This is a genomic window from Sutcliffiella horikoshii, from assembly GCF_020524325.1.
GTDB lineage: Bacteria > Bacillota > Bacilli > Bacillales > Bacillaceae_I > Sutcliffiella_A > Sutcliffiella_A horikoshii_D.
The window spans coordinates 19,095-43,033 of sequence record NZ_JAIVKY010000009.1 but is presented as its reverse complement, the minus strand read 5'-3'; the positions used below and the strand labels follow the sequence as shown (position 1 = coordinate 43,033).

Here is a 23,939-nt window from a genome sequence, read left to right as displayed (position 1 = left end):
ATCAAAATGGATGGAATGGTCATTTTCGCGACATCAAATGGAATATTCGCGACATAACTAGAGATTCATCGGCAATTAGTTTGTATGATGAAAACAAGAAATCAAACAGACGAGGTGAAAGAAACATGATCGAAATTAATCAAGTAACAAAGAAGTTTCAAGATAAAAAGGCTTATGTGACGGCGCTTAAGCATGTAACATTTACGGTAAACAAAGGGCAGGTAGTGGGACTGCTTGGGGAGAACGGTGCGGGGAAAACCACGTTGTTACGGGCAGTTGCAACCCTTTTAACGCCTACAGAGGGGACTATCAGTGTTGCTGGATTTGATACCGTGAAGAATCCAGATGCCATCAAAAGGAATATAGGCGTGTTGTTTGGAGGGGAAACTGGTTTGTATGACCGCCTGACTGCTCGGGAAAATTTGGAGTATTTTGCTGCACTTTATGGATTGAGTAAGCATGAGACAAAGGTGCGTATCGAGGAACTGGCAAAAATGTTCGGAATGAGAGATTACTTGAATCGTAAGGTTGGAGGGTTTTCAAAGGGGATGCGTCAAAAAGTGGCAATTTCCCGAACGTTGATCCACAATCCGGATATCATCCTGTTTGACGAGCCGACCACTGGGTTGGATATAACGTCTTCGAATGTGTTCAGGCAGCTCGTCCATCAGTTGAAGCGTGAGGGGAAAACGATCATTTTTTCTAGTCACATCATGGAAGAAGTGAGTATGCTATGTGATTCGGTGGCGATGATGCACAAAGGGGAGCTCGTCCATCATGGCTCTTTGGAAGCGTTATATAAAACTGAAGGGTCACGTGACCTTAACTATATTTTCATGAGCAAACTTGTAAGGGGGAACGAACATTATGCTTCGTAAAATCTATTTTAAAGAAATGAAAGACTCTTTCCGAGACAGACGTACGCTTTTATTGACTGTTTTTTTACCGATAGTGATGATGACAGGACTTGTGTTGTTTTATGAAAACATGATGTCAGATGGAGAAGGGGAAACGTTTACCCTGGCAGTGAATGAGACATTTGGTGAACAGGAGGAAGCATTGTTTTCAACTATTGAGAGAATTGAATTTGTAAAATCTGCTGATCCGGAAGCAGCATTGGATGCGGGAGACGCACAGGCTGCCTTGGTGTTGGGAGCTGATTTTTTAGAAAATGTGGAGAGTGGAGCGGCTGCAAATGCAACTCTTATCGGAGATTCGTTCAGCCAGAACTCTTCCGTATTAATGGATCAGGTGAGAGCGGCGCTTGTAAACTTTGAAAAGGGGGTCATTGCGGAACGTTTGGAAGCGCAAGGGACCTCCCAAGATTTGATTGCGCCATTTACTTTAGAACAAAAAGAGCTGACGGAAGATAACATGGGTGTCAACCTTGTGGCTTTGTTGGTGCCGTTGATTTTAGGGATGGCTATAGGTATTGGTGCAGGACCAGCTGCGTCTGACATGTTCGCAGGTGAAAAAGAAAAGAAGACGATGGAAGCATTATTGATGACGCCAGTAAACAGGATGACACTGCTTATGGCGAAATGGTTAACCATCACCTCAATAGGTTCTATTACAGGTGTTATAACGTTAATTGTCGTGGCACTTGAGATAAATTTTTTAACAGAGAATCTTAAAAAAGCAATAGCGTTTGGGGAGGACGCCTACATGGTAATCATCGTTTCCATCTTGGTGTCGTTTGTTTATGCGATGTTCACGGCTACTTTGCTAATGGTTACAAGCATCATGGGAAAAACATTAAAGGAATCACAAAGCTACAGTTCACCTATCATGATGATGGGGATGTTCCCAATCATGATTATATCTGGCATTGGGGTTAATGAGCTTTCCTTCCAACACTTTGCCATTCCAATCATGAACATCTTCACAATCTTGAAGGAACTAAGCTTCGGCATCATCAACTACGAACACCTTGCCATCATGGTAGGAAGCAACCTAATCTGCATTATTATCGCTTTTGTGATTGCTAGAATCATGTTTTTGAAGGATAAATGGGTGATGAACTAAGGAGAAGGGGGCTTAAAAAGGGGTCTTAAAAAGGGGTCTGACCCGCTGTACGGTGAAGTAGTAAAGAGGTAAAGAGGTAAAGAGGGGTCTGACCCTCGATGCTGGCACGGAAAGTGGATTTGGTGGCAAAGCTCCCGTTTTTATGGGAGCTTTGTTTTTTGTTTGAGAGTGCGGAAAGGGGAGCTGGAAAGTTAAAATGGATATATTGGATTTACAATGGATATATGATTTTTACAATGGATAAATCATTTTTACAATGGATATGTCCCCACTTACAATGGATAAATCATTTTTACAATGGATAAGACCATATGTTGGTGGTTTCTGCTAGATCGCTGCCTACCAATTCTCCAAAAATACCCTCTTCCATGCAGGATTCATCCGATTTTTATATAATACTATCAATATAAGTGAAATAAAGGAGGATGAAAGACATGGCAGTTAACACATTAATGACCTGGACTTTTATGTCAGAAACAGCTGTAACCCGAGACATTGAGGATATATTAATAGAAGGGGAAAGAGCGGAAATTGCGTATAAAACTATCCGCGATATAGCCGTTGTCACCAATAAACGAATTATTATTGCGGATCGTCAAGGCCTCACTGGCAAAAAAGTAGAGATGTATACCATTCCTTTCAAATCCATTGTGATGTATTCTTCGGAAAACGGAGGTACATTTGATACCAACGCAGAGCTTGAGCTTTGGACAAAGGCTGGTACATTCAAGCTGAATATTAACAAGAAAGTGGATATCCGCAAGCTGGATCGTTTAATTGCTGAGCAAATCTTATAATCCCCTCCAACCATTAACCAGATAGAACATGCACCTCCCCACACGCTTTCTGCATAAGCTATTAGGCAGAAGTCTAGTTAGGGGAGGTTTTTTTATGTATTCCTATCAACATTATGGGCAGAATCCTTATGCATATCGGCAAACGCCGAATGATGAGCGCTTGATTTATGTCTATCCTCGTCCAAGGCCATTTTATCCTTATTATTATCCATATTATCCGGCGCCATATTATTATCCTTACTACTATCCTCGTCCACGCCCGTTCCCGTATCCGTATTACAGAACGGACGACAATGAAAACGAAATGCGTGCAAGCTGGCGAGAGTGGGAGGACCTTGGATCGCCGTTACTTGGTATGAAAGGGGCACCGGCTGTTGCTTCTTGGTCTAATAATCGTCTCGACACGTTTGTTCGTGGGGAAGACAATCGATTATGGCAAAAGTTCTGGAACGGCAGACGCTGGAGTCGCTGGAATGATCTTGGTGCACCACGAGGCGGCTTGAGAAGTTCTCCGGCAGCTGTATCATGGGGACAAAATCGTATCGATACATTCGCTCGCGGTGCCAATGAAGCGATGTGGCACAAGTGGTGGGATGGACAGCGTTGGAGTCAGTGGGAGGATTTAGGTTCCCCGCGTGGCGGCTTTAAAGGTACGCCATCTGTATCTTCTTGGTCAGCTAATCGCTTGGACTGCTTCGTTCAAGGCATGGACAATAACATGTGGCACAAGTGGTGGGACGGATCCAGCTGGAGTCAGTGGGAAAATCTTGGTTCCCCACGTGGCGGCTTGACCGGTTCCCCGGGTGCCGTGTCATGGGGGCCAAACCGGATCGATTGTTTTGTCAGAGGATTGAATGAGCGCATGTGGCACAAATGGTGGGACGGAAGAAGTTGGAGTCGTTGGGAGAATCTAGGCACCCCACGAGGCGGGTTTGAAGGAGCACCAGCCGCAGCGTCTTGGGCACCGAATCGGATTGATGTTTTTGTAAAAGGCGATGACAACCGCATGTGGCAAAAATATTGGAATGGCCAACGTTGGAGTGAGTGGGGCAATCTTGGTGCACCTCGTGGTGGAGTGCAATCCCATCCAGCGGCCGTTTCATGGGGCATGGGCAGAATTGATACCTTTGTAAGAGGTAACAACAAGAAAATGTGGCATAAGTGGTATGCATAATTAACAGAAAATTATTGAAATTAATTAGAGTAGAATATAAACTGGTAATACCACACATAGATTTGGTATTACCAGTTTTATTTTTATTGGGAAAAAGGAGGACTAAAACTATCATGCGAGCTAGCGATAAGATAGAAAAGCTATTTATTCAAAAAATCCTCAATGCTGAGTTTGCGTCAGGTACACAAATTCCCTCGGAACGTGAACTTGCAACGGTATTTGAAGTTGGCCGGCCAGTTATTCGTGAAGTGTTGCAACGTCTTGAACGGGATGGCTGGCTCACAATTCGCCATAATCAACGTGCTACAGTGAATGACTATTGGAAAGAGGGCAATCTCATGACAATCGCTCACATTCTAAATGAAGAGGAGAGTATTCCAAACGAATTTATCATCCACCTCCTCGAGCTTAGGAAAAACCTTTCCCCTTCCTATGTAAAAGGAGCGGTCTTACATAAACCGTTGGAGGTTATTTCTTTGTTGAGAGAAAGTGAAAGTGTCGCAGACGACCCTGTCTCTTTTGCAGAATATGACTGGCATCTACAACGGAGACTTGCAGCAGCTGCACCGAATCCTATTTATCTGCTCATTCTCAATAGTTTTGGAAATCTTTATCTTAAAATGGCAACCTACTATTTCACAGAAGCCTCCTACCGGAATGCCTCCAAGAGTTACTACATGAAGTTGATGGAAGCAGCTTTGAAAAAAGACGGTGACAAAGCGGAACAGCTTGTGCACAACATGATGGAACAAAGTATCAGAATGTGGCAGGATCAAACCGCTGTAAAATAAATAAAACAAGGGGGAAGAGAGATGAAGGGGTATTACAGGGAGTTCTTTTTGTTTCCGGACATCACTATTTTACTAATGCTGATTGTGGGAAGTATCGGTTTCCAAGTTTGGAGTGGATTGACGTGGGGTTTGTTGGCGGTGTTTGCATTCGGAATGCTGACATTTATGTTCAGCGAGTACCTGACACACCGATTTGTGTTTCACCTGAAGCCTCCGAAAAATTCATTTTTTCTAAAAATGTTAAAACGTCTTCATTATGACCACCATACGAATCCAAATGATTTGCATTTGCTGTTTTTACCGCTTTGGTATAGCTTGCCGAATCTGTCTGTGCTCGCAATAATATTCTACTTAATCGCAGGAAGCTCGGGGTTAACGCTCGGATTTGCAAGCGGGTTGATGATGATGCTCTTTCTTTACGAGTGGAAACACTACGTTGCGCACCGACCAATCAAACCTCGGACGAAATTTGGTAAATGGGTGAAAAAGACGCATATTCTTCATCATTTTAAGAACGAAAATTTTTGGTATGGAGTATCCACACCTTTTGTAGATGTACTATTTGGAACGCTGAAAAATGAAAAGGACGTGGAAACAAGCAAGACGGCGAAAGATTTGGAGAAGCGAGTGTGAGGATGACACCCTTTCTCTACTATAGTAAAGTTCGCAAACAGAAGCATCTTTAACTATTCGGTCGCAATTCTCCCTCTACGAAAGGTGAATGAGCCATGGAGGAATATATTGGTGAATTTACTGGAATATCATTCCTCCTCCCTTTTTCTAATTTATTAGTAATATGGTTTAATTAATAGGCATTGCAGGGAATAGAATAAAAAATTGTGAAAAAGGGATGTTGATGCTTATGGACAGGTCAGTTTTTAAAATTTCGGTAGGGATTGCCGCATTATTTGTATTAGTAGGGGTTTTGATTCCAGATCAGCTTGGAAATGCGATGGGAATTGCGCAAGATTTTGTTTTGGAAACGTTTGGTTGGTTCTATCAATTAGTTGCCACGTTCTTCCTCTTATTTGCCGCCTTCATGATCTTCAGTAAATACGGAAAAATTAAACTCGGAAAAAAAGATGATAAGCCTGAATACAATCGAGCAACATGGTTTGCGATGCTTTTTTCAGCGGGAATGGGAATAGGATTACTTTTCTATGGCGTATCAGAGCCAATCTCTCACTTTGCTTCTCCACCACTTGGTGAAGGAAGCACAGAGCAGTCTGCCATACTAGGTATGAGATATACGTGGTTGCATTGGGGTCTTCATGCATGGGCCATTTACGCAATAGTAGCGATGGCACTTGCTTATCAGAAATTCAAAAACAACGCACCAGGGTTGATGAGTGCTACACTTCGTCCTGTACTTGGTGAAAAGGTGAAAGGACCTATTGGAACAACGGTTGATGTTGTTGCGGTATTTGCTACATTGTTCGGTGTAGCGGCATCATTGGGATTAGGATCGCAACAAATCAATGCTGGGCTGGAGTATTTAGTAGGTATTCCGAATAATTTCACTGTACAGTTCATTATTATGGCTGTGATTACCGTACTTTTCATCGTTTCAGCAACTACAGGAATTTCAAAGGGTATCAAATACTTAAGTAACATTAATATGTCACTTGCTGTTATTTTGTTCTTTGCGTTACTTATTCTTGGGCCAACACTTTTCCTATTAAATATGTTTACTACTACACTAGGAAGCTATGTACAGAATGTAGCATTGATGGGCTTGCGCCTGTCACCTTTTGATGCCACAGAAGCTGCATGGACACAGGGATGGACCGTATTCTACTGGGCTTGGTGGATATCTTGGACACCTTTTGTTGGTATGTTCATTGCACGTGTATCCAAGGGGAGAACAATCAGGGAGTTTACAATCGCCGTTCTACTTGTTCCAAGCTTGGTTTGTGCGCTTTGGTTTACAGTCTTCGGAGGAACAGGGATACATCTAGAATTTGTACAAGGTCTGAACGTGTCAGATCAAAGCCTTGAGACCGCACTCTTTTATGTGTATGAACAATTGCCTTTAGGTGCGTTTTTATCCTTATTGACTGTTATGTTAATCACTACATTCTTTGTTACTTCTGCTGATTCAGCTACCTTTGTCTTAGGAATGCAGACAACTGGAGGGAAATTAAATCCTCCAAACAACGTGAAAATTGTTTGGGGAATCATTTTAGTCGCAGCAACATTAGTGCTGATGGCATCAGGTGGGTTGGCTGGTTTACAGACCGCAATTATAGTTAGTGCCTTGCCGTTAACTTTCATCATTTTGGTTATGTGCTATGGTTTGTTAAAAGAGCTGGACAAAGAATGGAAGCTTGAAAAAGGTAAAGATAAAGCAGTTAAAAAAGCAAGTTAGTAGTTAGGTCTGCCTAGGTTTTAGGCAGGCCGTTTGCTTATTCTAGCCCTGCATCCAAATAGGAATAGCTCTCACCCACTATAATATTTTCAACCTCACCCGAACCCCAAATACTCCTTTGTTTATTTATAATATTCTGAAAAAACCTTTATTTCCAATAGAAAAGAAAATTTGTCCAAAATATGAAAACGTTTTTATGGTAAATAGAAAGTTTTTTCTGTATAATTTAGGTGTGAAAGTAATAGGTGAGGGTATAGGATTTGTAAATGAGTCAATTAAGTACCTGAAACCTTTATATAGTAACTATTTCAGAGGCATTTTAAAAACGTCACAGCCTAAGATGGGGGCATGTAATAATGAGTAAGGTAGAAGTTGAACAAATTTGGGAGCGCTTTTATGGCCCGAATATGGGTTATGTGTATGACATGTATGAAAAGTACCAACAAGATCCGGAATCAGTAGACGGATCTATTCGTGCGCTTTTTGAGGAACTAGGTCCACCGCCTGGAATGGATTCCATTTCCATTTCTAACAATGATGCAGCTAGCGGGGCAACCAGCCTTCAAACTGCACCACAAATGGCGATCAAAAAAGTAATCTCCGCAAACAAGCTTCTGCGTAATATTCGTGAGCTTGGACATCTTGCGGCTAATATTAATCCCCTCCACAAGGAGCCACAAGATGATGTTGGATTTCTTGATGTAGAAACATACGGATTAAGCAAACAGGATCTTGTGCAAATACCAATTGACCTTGTGTGGGAAGCTGCACCTGAGGCGATTTCGAATGCTTGGGAGGCTTACGAGCACCTTAAGCGTATTTATACAGGAACAATTGCGTATGAGTTTGGTCATATCCATGATGAGGAAGAGCAAACGTGGCTAAACTCGTATATTGAGAATACAAGAATTGAGCGACCGTTCACTAAAGAACAACGAGTTGAATTACTTGAAAGATTAATTTCAGTTGATGGCTTCGAAAAGTTTTTACATAAAACATTCGTTGGCCAGAAGCGTTTCTCCATCGAAGGGTTGGACATGCTTGTACCGATGTTCGACAAGCTGATTCAGTCCGGCTGTGAAGATGGAACAAAGAATATCAGCATCGGGATGGCGCACCGCGGTCGTCTAAATGTACTTGCGCATGTTCTTGGCAAGCCATATGAGCTGATTTTCTCTGAATTCCACCACTCTCCGAACAAGGAACTTGTTCCTTCTGAAGGTTCCCGCGGAATCAACTTTGGCTGGTCTGGGGATGTAAAGTATCATATGGGTGCTGACCGTCAAGTAACTGGTGAAAAGGAACAAGTAGTGCGCATCAATCTTGCTCACAACCCGAGTCACTTAGAATTTGTTAATCCTGTCGTCCAAGGGGTGGCGCGTGCTTCCCAGGAAGACCGATCAGAAAAAGGCTATCCAAAACAGAACAAGCAGTCATCCTTCAGTGTCCTTGTACACGGAGATGCAGCATTCCCTGGTGAAGGGGTGGTTGCTGAAACGTTGAACCTGACAAAATTAAAAGGGTACGCAACAGGTGGTACGATTCATATCATCGCAAACAACCTGCTTGGATTCACAACAAACTATGGTGATTCCCGTTCAACGAAGTATGCAAGTGACCTTGCAAAAGGATATGAAATCCCGGTCATCCATGTGAATGCTGACGATCCGGAAAGCTGTTTGGCTGTTATGGTATTTGCATACGAATACCGCAAGAAGTTTAAGAAAGATTTCGTGATTGATCTAATTGGTTACCGTCGTTTCGGTCATAACGAAATGGATGATGCCAATGTGACACAACCACTTTTATATGAAAAAATTAACAATCATCCGGTTATTGCTGAAAAGTACGGAAAAGAGCTTGTGAACAGAGGCATCCTTTCAGAAGAAGAATTTACTGGCAAGAAAACGGAATTCATGCAGAAGCTGCAAGGTATTTTCGATGAGCTTCGTAAAGAGGACGAAGGCAATGTGAAAATTAAGCAGGTGCCAAAACCTATTAGTGATCAGGTTCCTGAGCTGGAAACGGCAGTGCCGGAAGACTTATTGAAATCCATCAACAGTAACCTGGTGAAGTTCCCGGAAACTTTTACTGTTTACCCGAAACTTGGCCGTATTTTGAAAAAGCGTGAAAGCCTGCTTGCTAATGACAACAAAGTGGACTGGTCCTTAGGGGAGACACTTGCGTTTGCATCAATTCTTGCTGATGGCACGCCAATTCGCCTTACAGGTCAAGATAGTGAGCGCGGAACGTTCTCACATCGTCATCTTGTGTTGCATGACAACAAAACGGGCGAGCGCTTCATTCCGTTGCATGAATTACCGGAAGCAAAAGCGTCTCTTTCCCTTTACAACAGTCCTTTATCGGAGACGGCAGTTCTTGGTTTTGATTATGGATACAGCGTACAATCGCCAGAATCCCTTGTTATTTGGGAAGCACAGTTTGGGGATTTCGTAAACGTAGCACAAGTAATCATTGACCAGTTCATCGCATCCGGAAGAGCGAAGTGGGGCCAAAAATCAAGCCTAGTTATGCTACTGCCCCATGGTTATGAAGGACAAGGACCTGAGCATTCCAGCGGCCGCGTAGAGCGTTTCTTGAACTCTGCTGCAGAGAACAACTGGATTGTGGCGAACGTGACGAGTGCTGCACAGTACTTCCATCTTTTAAGAAGACAGGCGAAGCTGACAACAAAAGAAGATGCAAGACCGCTTATCGTTATGACGCCGAAGAGCTTATTGCGTAACGCCATGACTGTTTCCGATGTGTCTGAGTTGACAGAAGGAAGCTTCAAGCTGTTGGTAGAAGAAAAGCGTACGGGACATAACAAAGATAAAGTAAAACGTTTGGCATTATGTACAGGTAAAGTGGCGATTGATCTGGCTTCCAAAGTAGATGAGATGGGCAGCGAAGAAGTAGAATCCCTTCACATTGCACGCGTGGAGCAGTTATACCCATTCCCTCATAAGGAAGTGGAAGAGCTTGCTGCACAATTCCCTAACCTAGAAGAAATTGTTTGGGTTCAGGAAGAACCGAAGAACATGGGAGCATGGCCGGTTGTGAAAGCAAATCTTCATGAAATTGCAACAGACGGCATTGCAGTGGACTACATCGGGCGTCCGAAACGCTCAAGTCCTGCAACAGGTGAGCCGCATATTCATAAACAAGAACAAGCATGGATCGTGGAAGATACAGTGAACGTACACAAAGGGCTTGGAGGGGAAAACAAATGATCGAAATTAAAGTGCCAGAACTAGCAGAATCAATTACAGAAGGTACGATTGCAGAATGGACAGTAAAAACAGGTGACGCGATTGAAAAGGGAGAAACAATTGCAGAGCTTGAAACAGATAAGGTAAACGTAGAAATTAAAAGTGACTTCAGTGGGGTAATCCAAGAGCTTTTAGCTGAACCAGGGGACAATGTTGTTGTTGGACAAGTCATTGCGAAGCTTGGAGAAGAAGGCACTAGCGCAGCTACGGAAGCGGCTCCAAAAGAGGAAGCACCGAAAGCAGAAGAGGCTCCTAAAGCTGAGCCTGCTAAAGAAGCTACACCAGCTCCAGTTGCGGAAGAGAAAAAAGTAAGCAAGTCAAGAACAGTTGCTTCTCCCGCAGCACGTAAAAAAGCAAGAGAGCTTGGCATCGATCTTGATGAAGTTTCCTTCCGTGATCCAATGGGACGCGTTCGTGTAGAAGATGTGGAAGCACACAGCCAAGCTAAAAATGCACCAAAGGCTGAAGCCACATCCAAACCGGCAGCTGCACCATCTAAACCAGCTGTAGCAGCACCAACTCAGGATGATGCTCGCGTAGAACGCATCAAAATGAGCAGAAGACGTCAAACCATCGCAAAACGTTTAGTAGAAGCACAGCATACAGCAGCAATGTTAACAACGTTTAACGAAGTGGATATGACGGCAGTAATGGATGTTCGTAACCGTCGCAAAGATGCTTTCTTCAAAAAGAATGGCGTTAAACTTGGGTTCATGTCCTTCTTCACAAAAGCGGTAATCGGCGCGCTTAAATCTTTCCCATTATTAAATGCGGAAATCCAAGGCGACGAAATCCTGTTGAAGAAGTTTTATGACATCGGAGTTGCTGTATCAACAGAAGAAGGTTTAGTCGTGCCAGTTGTACGTGACGCAGACAAACTAAGCTTTGCCGGTATTGAAAAAGAAATCGGTGACCTTGGCAAAAAGGCTCGTGACAACTCTTTAGGACTAAAAGATCTTCAAGGTGGAACGTTTACGATTACAAACGGTGGAATCTTTGGTTCTCTGTATTCCACTCCAATTTTGAACACACCACAAGTTGGTATCCTTGGAATGCACACAATCCAACGCCGACCAGTCGTTGTAGATGATAACGATACAGTAGAAGTAAGACCAATGATGTACATCGCATTATCTTATGACCACCGTATTGTCGACGGAAAAGATGCGGTACAGTTCTTGGTAAGAGTAAAGCAATTGCTTGAAGATCCGGAAGACTTATTGTTGGAAGGTTGATAGTATGGGGAGGGCTTATCACTAGGATAGGCTCTCTTTTTTTTGAGTAGTTCCTGAAAATGGAAGTATATTTTTGTGGGGAATATTGTCGGAATACTAGCAATTCTGCGAAAACATGCAGTATAATCATCCATATATACAAAAAAGAGATTCAGTCACACAAGGGGGAAACATAAGATGAAGAAAGTTCTATCTTTATTTTTAATAGGGCTACTAGTTGTGGTGCTTGCGGCATGCACATCAGATGATAAGAAAGCAAATGAAGAAGGATTTGCAGAAGAAACAGAAGAAAGACAAGATGAAGAAAGTTTGATTCCAGTTGGTGAAACGGCAGAGACAGAGGGTGGTAGCTTTACGTATCACGCTCGAAACAACCGCTTAAAACCAATTGAAACAGACTCGTTCAACATTAATGTGGACAAAGTATCCGTAATGAGTGGTAAGCTTGCTGGCGGATTCAAAGAATACATGGGCCAGGATGAAATCAAATATATTCAGTTTGATTTGGAAGTGGAAAATAAAACTTCAAACTCATTAAATTTTGAAGCGTACCAAGCAAGTATCGTGACAAATACAGGGGAAGAGGTCGCTGCACCTGATTCTCGTTTGACGACAAAGAGTGAAGACACTGGTGAACTTAATGAAAAGTTCACTGGCGGAGAAAAGAAGCAAGGGGCTATTTTCTTCTTATTAGAAGAAACAAAAGCCGAAGATGTGGAATGGGTGCAGATTAATATGAAAGCACCTGTAGATGAGAATAACAAAAAAGTTGGGGAAGATATCAAGATTAAAGTAAAGCTATAATTTTGTCGTTAGACTGAAAGGCAGGGGCGACTCTGTCTTTTTTGTTTAGTAAATAATAAAATAATCGAATTGTGGATAGTCTTCAGAATAATTATTGATCGCCATTATGAAGACCTCAGTGAGGAGAAATCAGGAGGAGAGAGGTCCTCATGGCCATTATGAAGACCTCAGTGAGGAGAAATCAGGAGGAGAGAGGTCCTCATGGCCGTTATGAAGACCTCAGCGAGAAGAAATCAGGAAGAGAGAGGTCCTCATGGCCGTTATGAAGACCTCGGTGAGGAGAAACCAGGAGGAGAGAGGTCCTCATGGCCGTTATGAAGACCTCAGCGAGGAGAAATCAGGAGGAGAGAGGTCCTCATGGCCGTTATGAAGACCTCGGTGAGGAGAAATCAGGAGGAGAGAGGTCCTCATCGCTGTTATGAAGACCTCAGCGAGAAGAAATCAGGAAGAGAGAGATCCTCATCGCTGTTATGAAGACCTCAGCGAGAAGAAATCAGGAAGAGAGAGGTCCTCATGGCCATTATGAAGACCTCGGTGAGGAGAAACCAGGAGGAGAGAGGTCCTCATGGCCGTTATGAAGACCTCAGCGAGGAGAAACCAGGAGGAGAGAGGTCCTCATGGCCGTTATGAAGACCTCGGTGAGGAGAAATCAGGAGGAGAGAGGTCCTCATGGCCGTTATGAAGACCTCGGTGAGGAGAAACCAGGAGGAGAGAGGTCCTCATCGCTGTTATGAAGACCTTGGTGACAAGGGATTTCGTTGAAAAAGTAATAGATGAGAGTAAAGTAGTATAGAATTGATCCGGCCAAGCCTAATACTTCAAAGCTATACAAAAAGCGAGAAAACGTCCCAATAGATTAAGGTCTTAGGTCGCGTTAGAGATATTGTTCTTTTACTTTATTAACTATTATATAAATGGAGGCATCACTTATGATTAGGACGGCACTACTTAGCAAATGGCATGTGCATGCACAAGAATATGCAGAAGAAGCGATTCAAAATGAGCACATAACCCTTACACACGTCTGGGATGAGCAAAAAGAAAGAGGCCAAGATTGGGCAGATGAGCTCGGTCTCACCTTTGAAGAAGAGTTAGACAACATTTTTAGGAACTCAGAGATTGATGCGGTCATTGTCGCTTCGCCAACAAGCATGCATACAGAAATCATCACCAAAGCTGCGAAGCACGGCAAGCATGTTTTCACGGAAAAAGTGCTTGCAGAAACGGAAGCAGATGCAGCGGCTATTCTCGAAGAGGTAGAGAGGCACGGGGTTAAACTGATGGTTTCTCTGCCTCGTTTAACAGCGGACTATTATTTATACACACAACAAGTTGTGGACAAAGGATTATTGGGGAGGCTTACAACCATCCGCTGCCGTGTTGCACACAATGGATCCGTTCCAACAGAAGAGCATCCTAATGGTTGGCTGCCACAGCATTTTTACGATAAGGAACTTTGCGGTGGCGGTGCATTCATCGATCTTGGCGCACATCCAATATATTTGACAAACCGACTAGGCGGACAAGCAAAAGCAGTAACAGCAAGGTTTAAAGAAACGTTTAATTATGAGGTAGATGATAATGCTGTCGCCATTGTGGAGTATGAATCTGGTGCACTAGGGATCTTAGAAACAGGGTTTGTTTCTTCTGGTAGTCCATTCCAATTAGAGGTTTATGGAACAGATGGTACCTTAATGATAGAAGACGATACCATCCGAATTAAAAGTGTAAAGCTTGAAGAAGGCTGGCATATACCATCTGAATATGAACTACCTGAGAACGCACCATCTGCTATGATGCAATGGGTCACAGAAATCTCATCAGGTAAAAAACCCGACATCAGCCACCAAGACGCATACTTGCTCACCTTGATAAATGATGCAGCCCGTCGTTCCAATGAAGAAGGCCATAGAGTAGAGTTGAAACGAGTCTATGAATAACGAATTAAACAAAAAAATGGTGTCCCTAAAATTAGGACACCATTTTTCTATTCTTCTTTCTCACTTTCGTCCATATTGAACCAAAGCGGATCCATTTCATCCACATCGCCATTATAGTTGATGAGAATCTCTTCACCGGCTTTAATATCCTTATAGGCAAAAAAGTCAAAGACATGTTCATCAAAGTTGATTTCATATCTTGCATTTGGCTCATAAGAATGGTTGAAAAGCATGCCGTAACCGAGCAAGATGGCAGAATGATTAATGCCGTATTCAAATGCATAATCTGCTAATAACGTCTTTTCAATATGTTCGTGCTGTTCATTGGGATAGGATATTACCGGTGCGGAATGGAACAGTGTCCCTTCTTTGATATCCTCTGTTGCAAATACGCCTCTATTGAATTCCCCGTCACTTACTGGAGAACTTTTTACTTCAATCATGGTCATCACCTACACGTTTCCGAAAAATTTCCTGACCTATTAAGGGTGCCACTTTCTGAGAAGGATTGCAACTGGTTAGTTTAAACAATTGAAAAAAGCTCTCTCACAACGTCATTGTGAGAAAGCTTTTGTTACATTCCAATAAAAAAGTATTGCTTATTTGAATGTTCGATAGCAGAAACTTGTTTGGTGTAATCAACGCAGAATACCTGTTGCATTCTGTTGTTTGCGGCATTTCTTATCTTCTGCTCAATCTCAATCATGAGGTTTCGGGCTGTTCTAACAGGCATATTAAAATGATTTGCAGCCTCTACATATGGATGGTGTTTCACAAGCAAATCATAGTATTGCTCAGGGGTTTCTGCTTGTACTTCATAAGCATATTCCACGTCTTGAACAAAATTGTAGAAGAGCTGCTTTTCAGGAGGGAGCTCCGCCACACTGCATTTAATAAGGTATCTATATAAGCTTTCCTTCATCTAAAACACCTCATTCCCTGTTAAGAGTTTCTAGTAGTATATGCATAATATGCACTGGAAGATGCTATTTTACCAACTAGCTTTCTTCACACCAGGAACCTGTCCTTTATGAGCAAACTCACGGAATGCAATACGGGACATTTTGAATTTGCGGATATAGCCTCGTGGTCTGCCGGTTACCTCACAACGATTCTTCAGGCGGGTAGGGGAAGAGTCGCGCGGCAATTTGCGGAGACCTTCGATATCACCTTTTGCTTTTAGCTCTCTGCGGATCTCTGCATATTGTTCAACAAGTTGCTGACGCTTTCTTTCTTTTGCTACTTTAGATTTCTTAGCCATAATAAACTTCTCTCCTTTTGTTGAAAATAGTAATCGTTACGATTTATTAAAACATAGATTACTTTGGAGTTCAAATGAAAAGTAGTGCGGGAATTTAAAAGATCCAACAGTAACGGATTATAATAAATGATATTAAGATCTTCTCGGTAGGAGATATCATATGTCCGATAGAAAAATAAAGCAGCGTTCTATACGCCCGAAGCTTGTCTGAAACGTGTAGTTCGGTCAAATAGAAGCGCTTTAAGCTCATCAAAACGAACATACCAGCAACAAGCGAACACTTCCTCAAAATAATTTTTACTCGTCCACTTCCAGAATGGTATAATTAAAGAAAGGTGAGCCTAAGCATGTTCCTTTGTTTAGGTTTTTTTATTTTCTATAGGGGTATGACCCTTTACATATGACTAATGACTTATCAACAGACGGAGTGATGATTATTTATGCGAATGCGGACGCGTCTTATTAAGAGCATCCCCAATATGTTCACACTGGGGAATTTATTTTGCGGATTCTTATCAATTGGTTTTGCCGCAAGTGGAGAATACAGTAACGCAGCAATATTAATTTTAATCGGTATGATGCTCGACAGTATGGACGGTCGCCTGGCGAGGATGTTGAATGCGGATGGGGAGCTTGGCAAAGAACTCGATTCTTTAGCCGACGTCGTTACATTCGGTGTAGCACCTTCTTTTTTAGTTTATTACACATACTTTTATCAGTTTGGCATACTTGGCATGGCCATTGCAGGATTATTTCCACTGTTTGGTGCATACAGATTGGCGCGTTTCAATATAAGTACAAGCAAAGCTTCCGGAAAATACTTCACGGGAGTTCCTATCACAGCTGCAGGCGGAATCTTGGCACTGTTGACTTTATTCGGGGATTTAATCCCACAAATTGTAACAACGGTCATTTTCACAGCGTTTTGTTTTCTTATGGTTAGCAAAATAAAGATTCCAAGCTTTAAGGATGTCCCGCTACCAAAATATGGAACTATTGTTACGTTGTTTTTAGGAGCGTCTTTATTTATTGTTTATAAAGGAACATATGCACAATATCCTTATTTGATCTATATAGCAATTCCATTGTATATCGCATTTCTTGCCTACCGATTTGTACGTGTGCGCGGGAAGAATAGACGGGAAACGGATTGAGTTTGAATGGACTTACCTTTAGAGGTAGGTCTTTTTTTTATGCAAAATTCCATTGAACTTCACGTTAACGTCAATGGTAAACTATAACTATCTATATTTTCAGAAAAAGGGAGGGGTTCTGTATGTACACGATCTCGCAACTGGCCAATGAATTTCATATTTCCACGAGGACTGTCCGCTATTATGAGGAGTTGGGGCTACTGGAACCTTCCCGTTCTGATGGAAACCAGCGAGTCTTTTCTAAAAGGGAGTATGCTCGCTTAAAGCTAATAACAAGGGGCAAGCGGTATGGCTTTCAGCTTGATGAAATTAAAGAGATGGTCACCTTGTTTGATAAAGACCGCACTGGTACAAAGCAACTTCAAAAAACCATTGAATATGGGACCAAAAAAGTAGCAGAAGTCGAAGAGAGGATACGGGAGCTCACCGAACTAAAAAATGAAATGAATGAACTTCTCACAGATTTTCAAAAAAGGTTAGGAGGAGAAACGGATGACGATGAAACGTAATTTTTTCACAGAGGATCAGCATCTGCAACATGTTCTAAAGCAACACATGGAGCCAAAATTGTACGAATGGGCGGAAAAAGAGCTCACGGAGTTCGGAGAGAGTTGTGCAAATGAAATAGAGGAGCGTGCGGTGCATACCGATCGGGAAGGGCAGCCGAGACTCATCAAATATAATAAGATGGGCGAGGACATTTCGCAAGTTTGGGTAAATGAAGGGTATAAGAAAACGGTGCAGGAAACCTATAATAGAGGAATTGTTGGATATGTGCATAAGGAAATTCCAGAGCTCGGTCAAAAGGGCAACTACCTGTATTCATATGCGCAAGGCTATTTGCTGTCCCAGTCAGAGCCGGGATTTTACTGTCCGGTTACGCTGACCATGGCAACTGCTTATTTACTTGAGCATTACGCCAATGAACACGTTAAGAAAAAATTTCTTCCGCATGTCATTTCGACTGGCGAGATGAAACTTTTCGAGGGAGCGACATTTTTGACGGAAAGACAAGGTGGGTCTGATGTCGGGGCGAACGAGACGCAGGCGGTGCCACATCCCAATAAGGATACGTATCTTTTGACCGGTGAAAAATACTTTGCCTCCAATGCGGGACAGTGTGGTGTTGCGATGGTGTTGGCGAGGATGACGGGTGCACCTAAAGGAACGAAGGGGCTCAGTCTTTTTGCTGTTCCTTGGAAAAAGGAAGATGGCAGTGGTAATTTGAATGGTATTGAAATCCGACGGTTGAAGGACAAACTTGGTGTCAGGGCGGTTCCTTCCGCAGAGGTTCTGTTCAACGATGCAGAAGGATACCTTGTAGGGGAACCTAGCAAGGGCATCCACTATATGATGGAGGCATTGAACTTGTCGCGTGTTTGTAATGCGATTGCGTCTCTTGGAATCATGCAAAGGGCATATACCGAAGCGCGTGATTATGCGAAAAGCAGAGTGACATTTGGCGACAGGCTGATTAATTTTCCTATGATCCGCGAATCTTTGGTAAATATGGCTGTAAAACTTGAGGTGGAATTGAGTGCTAGTTTTGAGCTTGTGTCACTGTTTGATCGAGTGATGCGAAACGAAGGAGAACAGGTATCGGAAGAAGATATTGCATTGAATCGATTGCTTATTGCATTGTTAAAAAAAGAAACGGCAGAACAGGCCGTACACTTTTCCCATGAAGCAATTGAAATGCATGGGGGAAATGGTTTTATTGAGGACTTTGTTACGCCAAGATTGCTCCGGGATGCCCAGGTGTTAACGGTCTGGGAAGGAACCGCAAATATTCTTGGGATGGAAGTGCTCAGGCTGATGGGCCGTTTTAAAGTAGAACGTATTTTTATAGAGTCCATGAGAGAGAGAGTGGCGTCACTTCAAGTCGACAGTTCTATGAAAGAACCGGTAGAGGACGCGCTAGTGAAACTTCAGGAGTTATGCCATTATACGAGCAGTTGTACACCAGAGATACAGACCGTCTATTCCAAAAAGATTGCTAGCCTGATGGTTAAGATATTTGAAAGTGTCGTTGCATTGGACGGGGCTAATTCAGGTGATGACCGTGAAAAGGCGAAGGCCGAACTATTCATGCAAACGACCTGGAAGGAATCGGACACGTGGTATGATACAAAAAATAAGAAGCTTCATTACTTTGACTTAATCGTAAACTGGGAAAAAAGTTCGGTTGGAGTAGAATAGAAGATAAAAAACAGGCAGCCCACTCATAGGCTGCCTGTTCCAGTATTAAGCTACACGCTTTTCTTCACTGCTAGACTTGATGTTACGATGTTTCCACATTTGACTGACAAACCATCCAAGTACCACGAAGGTTAAGACGGAACCTATAAGTAAAGAAGTGTTATACTCCAATCCAAAACCTTCTGGTGCGTAGAAGATATACGTACAGACAACTCCTGACATGAATAACGCCGGAACGCTTGCAATCCAGTGAAATTTATTTTCTTTTAGAAGATACATAGCCGCTGTCCATAGCATTACAGTGGCAACAAGTTGATTTGTCCATCCGACATATCTCCAAAGGAATGTATAGTCGATGGTAGCAAGGTAAAGGGCAGGTGCAGCCAGCAACAAGGTTACTAGTAGAACTTTTACCTTTCCTTCCATATTGAAAAACTTCGAGAATACTTCCGTTAAAATCATTCTGGAAGAGCGAAGTGCGGTATCTCCTGTTGTAATCGGAAGAATGATAACGCCTAAGATAGCAAGAATTCCACCTAGTGTACCTAGTAAAGAAATGGAGATTTCATTCACAACATAAGATGGGCCGCCTAGGGCAAGTGCTTCTTGCAGTCCCCCAGTACCATTGAAGAAGGTCATCCCGGCAGCTGCCCAAACGAGTGCGATCATTCCCTCTGTAATCATGGCACCATAGAAAATTTTGCGACCATGAGATTCCTTTTTCATCGTGCAAGCAACAATAGGACTTTGTGTACAATGAAAGCCGGAAATGGCTCCGCAAGAGATCGTAACCATCAATAATGGCCAGATTGGCAGTTCCTGAGGGTGTAAGTTTGCAAATGTCAGGTTCGGAATTTGTTTGTCCGTAAATAAAAGTGCAACGGCAATGGCAACTGCCATGAAAAGCAGGATTGCCCCAAGTAATGGATATATTTTACCGATTACTCGATTGACTGGTAATAGAGTAGCCAATAAAAAATACCCGAAAATTAAGAGTAAGGCCATCATGAAGCTAAGTGGTGTTAATTGGGCGATTAATTGGGCAGGTCCCGCGGTAAAGGCTGCAGCGACTAAGACCATTAATACTAGAGATACCACATAAATACAAGACTTCACTACATTGCCAAGATATTTTCCAACGATGGTCGGATATTGCGCACCGTTATGACGTAGGGATAACATACCGGAAAAATAATCATGGACTGCTCCGGCAAAAATACTTCCTACCACAATCCAAATAAAAGCAACAGGCCCATATAGTGCCCCAAGGATGGCACCGTAGATTGGACCCAATCCAGCAATATTTAATAGTTGAATTAAATTCCCCTTCCACCAAGGCATCGGAACAAAGTCGAAATCATCCCTTTTCGTATAGGCAGGAGTTGGGGTCTGATCATTAATAACGAAAACCCGTTCAACGAATTTAGAATAAAAAACATAACCTAGAACTAGAAAAATAAGTGCACCGAAAAAAGTGATCATGTTGCTCTCCTCCTGTTGTGTGAAAATTACAATTTCAAACATTTTATCACGTTTAAGCGGAAAAACAACAGATTATTCTGAAAAAAATAATTTTTTTGTAAAATAGACCGTTTTCATGTCGGAATATAGAGCTTTGTTGTTTTACACGAGAAATTCACATACAATTAAAAACAGATATATTAAAAGGAAGTGTCAAGATGTACTTATCCGTAAAAGAGACAGCCGAATATTTATCCTGTTCAGAGTCTTATATAAAACAACTTATTCAAGAAAAGAAAATTAGAGCATTATATGATGGAACCGACTATATGATCAACAAAGAACAATTTACGACGCACATGAAACAGATGGAGAAATATAAAGAGTTGATAGAAGAAGTAAGAAGTGAACCGATTCCTGAGGATATTGATATTAAAGATGAGGATTAATGGAGGAGAAAGCACCTGGTAAGGGTGCTTTTTCTATATTACTTGACTGTTTATTATTAAGTGTTTAAACTTTTAAACGTAATAGCAGTTAAAAACTTGTCTAATTCATTCTATTTGTAAGACAATAGAAATAACATAATTTGAAAATGGGAAAACAGGAGGGATCTTGTATGACATTCACAACGACTGATATAAACGAAAAGGTAGAAAAACTACTTGCGAATCATAGAAGTTATTTCGAAAAAGGAGAAACAAAGAACATTGATTTTCGTTTGGAACAGCTGGCGACCTTAAAGAAGGCAGTTCAAAAATATGAAGAGGAACTTACAGATGCTTTGAAAAAAGACCTTGGGAAATCCATCTTCGAGGCATACGGTTCAGAGGTTGGGTATATTCTTGATAGCATCGGATTTTTCATGAAAAATTTAAAGAACTGGGCTAAAGTGAAAAAGGTGAAAACACCGCTCGTTCATACTGGTTCCAAAAGTCTAATCTATTCACAGCCTTACGGGACTGTATTGATTGTCGGGCCTTTCAATTACCCTGCTCAGTTAGTATTAGAGCCTCTAATCGGTGCTATTTCTGCAGGAAACTGCGCTGTGATCAAGCCTTCGGAATTCACGCCGACAGTCTCTGGTGTGCTTACAAAAATGATACGGGAATTTTTCAACGAAGAATACATCAGTGTGGTGGAGGGAGCGAAAGAGGAAACATCCGCCCTTATCCATGCGCCATTTGATTATATCTTTTTTACGGGAAGCGTACAGGTCGGCAAAATCGTGATGCAGGCTGCGGCTAAGCGGCTTGTTCCGGTAACACTCGAGCTTGGAGGCAAAAGTCCTTGTATCGTCCATAAAGATGCCAATATTGAGGTGGCGGCACAACGAATCGCTTGGGGGAAATTCATGAATGCCGGCCAAACGTGTGTGGCACCTGATTATATTCTTGTGCATGAAGATGTTCGAGAGAAGCTGGTAAAAGCATTGAAAAAAACGATTCATGATTTTTATGGAGACAATCCACAAGAAAGCAAGGATTACGGGCGTGTGGTGAATGAACGTCAATTTGATCGCCTTGTTTCTTTATTAGAGCAGGAAAAAGTGGTCGCTGGAGGACGCTACGATCGGGAATCGTTATATATGGAACCGACAGTGATGGATGGGGTAACTTGGGAAGATAACGTGATGCAAGATGAGATATTTGGTCCAATTTTACCCGTTCTTTCTTTTAAAGACATAAAGGATGCCGTAAAGCAGGTTAATAACTATCCAAAGCCGCTCGCATTGTATGTGTTTACAGAGGATGATGAGGTGGCAGAAGAGGTTATCGGAAGCACTTCTTTTGGCGGGGGATGTGTGAATGATACGGTCACGCATTTGACCAATCCATACCTGCCATTTGGTGGAGTAGGAACATCAGGAATCGGTTCTTATCATGGGAAAGACAGCTTTGATACTTTTTCCCATAAAAAAAGTGTGATGAAAAAGAGTACTAAGTTCAACTTAAGTTTTCTTTACCCGCCGTATTCCGATAAAAGCATTAAGATGCTGAAAAAATTTATGAAATAAGAGCTTGAATTTTTGATGGTGAGGAAGTTCTTTACATTTCTTTTATACGTCGTCTGTGTTAATATTTAGATAGACGAAATATATATAGCAGACGCAGCCTTTTTAGGGAAATGAATCTTCGGTCGTGGAGATTCATTTTCTTATTTATGTGGACTTATATCTTAAAGGGCGTCTTTTTATAGTGGGAGAGTGTAAGAATGGTACCGATTCAAAAAAAAGAAGTGCTATGGACGAAATCGTTCATCATGTTGATGGTAGGAAACTTGTTTGTGTTCATGTCGTTTCAGATGCTGATCCCAACATTGCCTCCATACGTTAAGTCGCTGGGAGCAACGGGGTTCGAAATTGGATTGGTAACTGCCTTGTTCTCCATTGGTGCTGTGTTGAGTAGGCCATTTATCGGTTTTATGTTAGAGTACCGGGCACGTAAACCGCTTGTGTTGATCGGTGCGGTTGCGTTGCTTGCTGTGACGATCATCTACCCATTGTCGCAGATCGTGCTGGTATTTCTGTTGTTCCGCCTTGTCCATGGTCTTGCATGGGGCTGGTCGACTACGGTGAATGGAACCGCAGCGGTAGATGTTATTCCCCGTTCCCGTCTTGGTGAAGGGATGGGATATTACGGATTATCCATTACAATCGGAATGATTATCGCACCAAGCTTAGGGATCTATCTTTATCAAGTAACAGAGTTCTCTAACTTGATTATGGTAAGTGCGGTACTTGGAGTTATAGCGCTTGTGCTATTAGGTATGGTTCATTATCAGACGCCTGCTATCGTGGAAAAGACGAAGAAAGAGGACCTCAAGTTTTCCTATTTCGGTTCGCTAGTAGAAAAGAGCAGCTGGTATCCTGCATTTATCACATTGATTGCGACGTTTGGCTACGGATCGATTGTGACGTTTATCGTGATATTTGGCGAAGAACGCGGGATAGACCAGATCTTTCTTTTCTATCTTGTCAATGCGATCATGGCGTCATTATCTCGTCCGGTTGCAGGGAAATGGTTTGATAACCATGGCCCGAGGGGCTTGGTTTTAATGTGCATGTTCTTGTCCTTTGTCGGTATGTGGGTCCTTTCCTTTGCACACTCCAACTTGTTTATCGTGATAGCTGGTGCGCTGTTTGGGGTAGGTTTCGGTTCCTTAATTCCGACCTTACAGTCATGGACCTTATCTATGACGCCTGAAAACCGTCGTGGAGTGGCAAACGGCATGTTCTTCTCTTCCATCGACCTAGGGATTGGACTAAGTGGAATCATCTTTGGACTCCTAGCACAATTCGTGCAAACCGCCGCCCTCTTCCAAATCTCCAGCACCTTTATGCTCCTCGCCATGCTCTTCGCCTGGACCGAAGGCAAACGCAGAAAACGAACAGTGCTTGAAGAAATGAGGGAAGGGGCATAAATAAGGGGTCTGACCCGCTGTGCGTTAAAGTGGTA

General features: G+C 42.4%; 21 protein-coding genes. 17 read left to right on the top strand and 4 right to left on the bottom strand.

Translation table 11 applies throughout. The annotated features are described in order from the left end of the window. Nucleotides 1-125 precede the first annotated feature (125 nt). From LC091_RS14730 to LC091_RS14680, 11 genes are all read left to right on the top strand, one after another. Nucleotides 126-878, top strand: coding sequence for an ABC transporter ATP-binding protein (locus tag LC091_RS14730; protein ID WP_226682793.1), 753 nt, complete (start codon nucleotides 126-128; stop codon nucleotides 876-878). Next, the gene (locus LC091_RS14725; RefSeq protein WP_226682792.1) at nucleotides 868-2,025 is read left to right on the top strand and encodes an ABC transporter permease; all 1,158 of its coding nucleotides are present in this window, start codon (nucleotides 868-870) and stop codon (nucleotides 2,023-2,025) included. Before LC091_RS14730 ends, LC091_RS14725 begins: the two co-directional genes overlap by 11 nt. Nucleotides 2,026-2,459: 434 nt before the next feature. Continuing rightward, a complete protein-coding gene (locus LC091_RS14720; RefSeq protein WP_226682791.1) occupies nucleotides 2,460-2,822 on the top strand; it encodes a PH domain-containing protein in 363 nt (120 codons plus the stop codon). 94 nt (nucleotides 2,823-2,916) lie between these two features. Beyond that, nucleotides 2,917-3,996: a carbohydrate-binding protein gene (locus tag LC091_RS14715; RefSeq protein ID WP_226682790.1), complete on the top strand. Its 1,080-nt coding sequence runs from the start codon at nucleotides 2,917-2,919 to the stop codon at nucleotides 3,994-3,996. A 113-nt stretch (nucleotides 3,997-4,109) separates the two neighbouring features. Beyond that, nucleotides 4,110-4,787 carry a GntR family transcriptional regulator gene (locus LC091_RS14710; RefSeq protein ID WP_226682789.1) on the top strand — a complete coding sequence of 226 codons (678 nt, stop codon included), beginning with the start codon at nucleotides 4,110-4,112 and terminating at the stop codon, nucleotides 4,785-4,787. Nucleotides 4,788-4,808: 21 nt separating this feature from the next. Beyond that, nucleotides 4,809-5,420 carry a sterol desaturase family protein gene (locus LC091_RS14705; protein ID WP_226682788.1) on the top strand — a complete coding sequence of 204 codons (612 nt, stop codon included), beginning with the start codon at nucleotides 4,809-4,811 and terminating at the stop codon, nucleotides 5,418-5,420. A 229-nt stretch (nucleotides 5,421-5,649) separates the two neighbouring features. Beyond that, entirely contained in the window at nucleotides 5,650-7,155 is a 1,506-nt protein-coding gene (locus LC091_RS14700) for a glycine betaine uptake BCCT transporter (protein WP_226682787.1), read from the top strand. A gap of 356 nt (nucleotides 7,156-7,511) precedes the next feature. Beyond that, entirely contained in the window at nucleotides 7,512-10,388 is a 2,877-nt protein-coding gene (locus LC091_RS14695; RefSeq protein ID WP_226682786.1) for a 2-oxoglutarate dehydrogenase E1 component, read from the top strand. Beyond that, on the top strand, nucleotides 10,385-11,662 hold the full coding sequence (gene odhB, locus LC091_RS14690; RefSeq protein ID WP_226682785.1) for a 2-oxoglutarate dehydrogenase complex dihydrolipoyllysine-residue succinyltransferase: 1,278 nt from the start codon (nucleotides 10,385-10,387) through the stop codon (nucleotides 11,660-11,662). Before LC091_RS14695 ends, odhB begins: the two co-directional genes overlap by 4 nt. Nucleotides 11,663-11,839: 177 nt before the next feature. After that, nucleotides 11,840-12,466, top strand: a complete 627-nt coding sequence (locus tag LC091_RS14685; protein ID WP_226682784.1) for a hypothetical protein — start codon at nucleotides 11,840-11,842, stop codon at nucleotides 12,464-12,466. 929 nt (nucleotides 12,467-13,395) lie between these two features. After that, on the top strand, nucleotides 13,396-14,406 hold the full coding sequence (locus tag LC091_RS14680) for a Gfo/Idh/MocA family protein (RefSeq protein ID WP_226682783.1): 1,011 nt from the start codon (nucleotides 13,396-13,398) through the stop codon (nucleotides 14,404-14,406). A 47-nt stretch (nucleotides 14,407-14,453) separates the two neighbouring features. Here the strand turns inward: LC091_RS14680 and LC091_RS14675 are convergent, their stop codons facing one another. From LC091_RS14675 to rpsN, 3 genes are all read right to left on the bottom strand, one after another. Then, nucleotides 14,454-14,849: an SET domain-containing protein gene (locus LC091_RS14675; RefSeq protein ID WP_226682782.1), complete on the bottom strand. Its 396-nt coding sequence runs from the start codon at nucleotides 14,847-14,849 to the stop codon at nucleotides 14,454-14,456. 131 nt (nucleotides 14,850-14,980) lie between these two features. After that, on the bottom strand, nucleotides 14,981-15,328 hold the full coding sequence (locus tag LC091_RS14670; protein WP_226682781.1) for a hypothetical protein: 348 nt from the start codon (nucleotides 15,326-15,328) through the stop codon (nucleotides 14,981-14,983). Between the two features lie 69 nt (nucleotides 15,329-15,397). Next, on the bottom strand, nucleotides 15,398-15,667 hold the full coding sequence (gene rpsN, locus LC091_RS14665) for a 30S ribosomal protein S14 (RefSeq protein WP_010199153.1): 270 nt from the start codon (nucleotides 15,665-15,667) through the stop codon (nucleotides 15,398-15,400). Between the two features lie 440 nt (nucleotides 15,668-16,107). Between rpsN and pssA the strand changes: the two genes are divergently transcribed. The 3 genes from pssA to LC091_RS14650 all read left to right on the top strand — a co-directional run bounded on the left by pssA (nucleotide 16,108) and on the right by LC091_RS14650 (nucleotide 19,020). Then, a complete protein-coding gene (gene pssA / locus LC091_RS14660) occupies nucleotides 16,108-16,821 on the top strand; it encodes a CDP-diacylglycerol--serine O-phosphatidyltransferase (protein ID WP_226682780.1) in 714 nt (237 codons plus the stop codon). Nucleotides 16,822-16,943: 122 nt separating this feature from the next. Continuing rightward, entirely contained in the window at nucleotides 16,944-17,330 is a 387-nt protein-coding gene (locus LC091_RS14655; protein ID WP_226682779.1) for a MerR family transcriptional regulator, read from the top strand. Beyond that, nucleotides 17,314-19,020 carry an acyl-CoA dehydrogenase family protein gene (locus tag LC091_RS14650; protein WP_226682778.1) on the top strand — a complete coding sequence of 569 codons (1,707 nt, stop codon included), beginning with the start codon at nucleotides 17,314-17,316 and terminating at the stop codon, nucleotides 19,018-19,020. The genes LC091_RS14655 and LC091_RS14650 overlap by 17 nt, the downstream gene beginning before the upstream one ends. A 45-nt stretch (nucleotides 19,021-19,065) precedes the next feature. Here the strand turns inward: LC091_RS14650 and LC091_RS14645 are convergent, their stop codons facing one another. Then, nucleotides 19,066-20,502, bottom strand: a complete 1,437-nt coding sequence (locus tag LC091_RS14645) for a carbon starvation CstA family protein (protein WP_226682777.1) — start codon at nucleotides 20,500-20,502, stop codon at nucleotides 19,066-19,068. 197 nt (nucleotides 20,503-20,699) lie between these two features. On the opposite strand from LC091_RS14645, the gene LC091_RS14640 reads away from it, so the two are divergent. The 3 genes from LC091_RS14640 (at nucleotide 20,700) to LC091_RS14630 (ending at nucleotide 23,904) form a co-directional block, all read left to right on the top strand. Beyond that, complete coding sequence (locus tag LC091_RS14640) at nucleotides 20,700-20,930, top strand: excisionase family DNA-binding protein (protein ID WP_226682776.1); 231 nt, start codon at nucleotides 20,700-20,702, stop codon at nucleotides 20,928-20,930. 191 nt (nucleotides 20,931-21,121) lie between these two features. Beyond that, a complete protein-coding gene (locus tag LC091_RS14635; protein WP_226683084.1) occupies nucleotides 21,122-22,498 on the top strand; it encodes an aldehyde dehydrogenase in 1,377 nt (458 codons plus the stop codon). Between the two features lie 197 nt (nucleotides 22,499-22,695). After that, the gene (locus tag LC091_RS14630; RefSeq protein ID WP_226682775.1) at nucleotides 22,696-23,904 is read left to right on the top strand and encodes an MFS transporter; all 1,209 of its coding nucleotides are present in this window, start codon (nucleotides 22,696-22,698) and stop codon (nucleotides 23,902-23,904) included. Nucleotides 23,905-23,939: the final 35 nt, after the last annotated feature.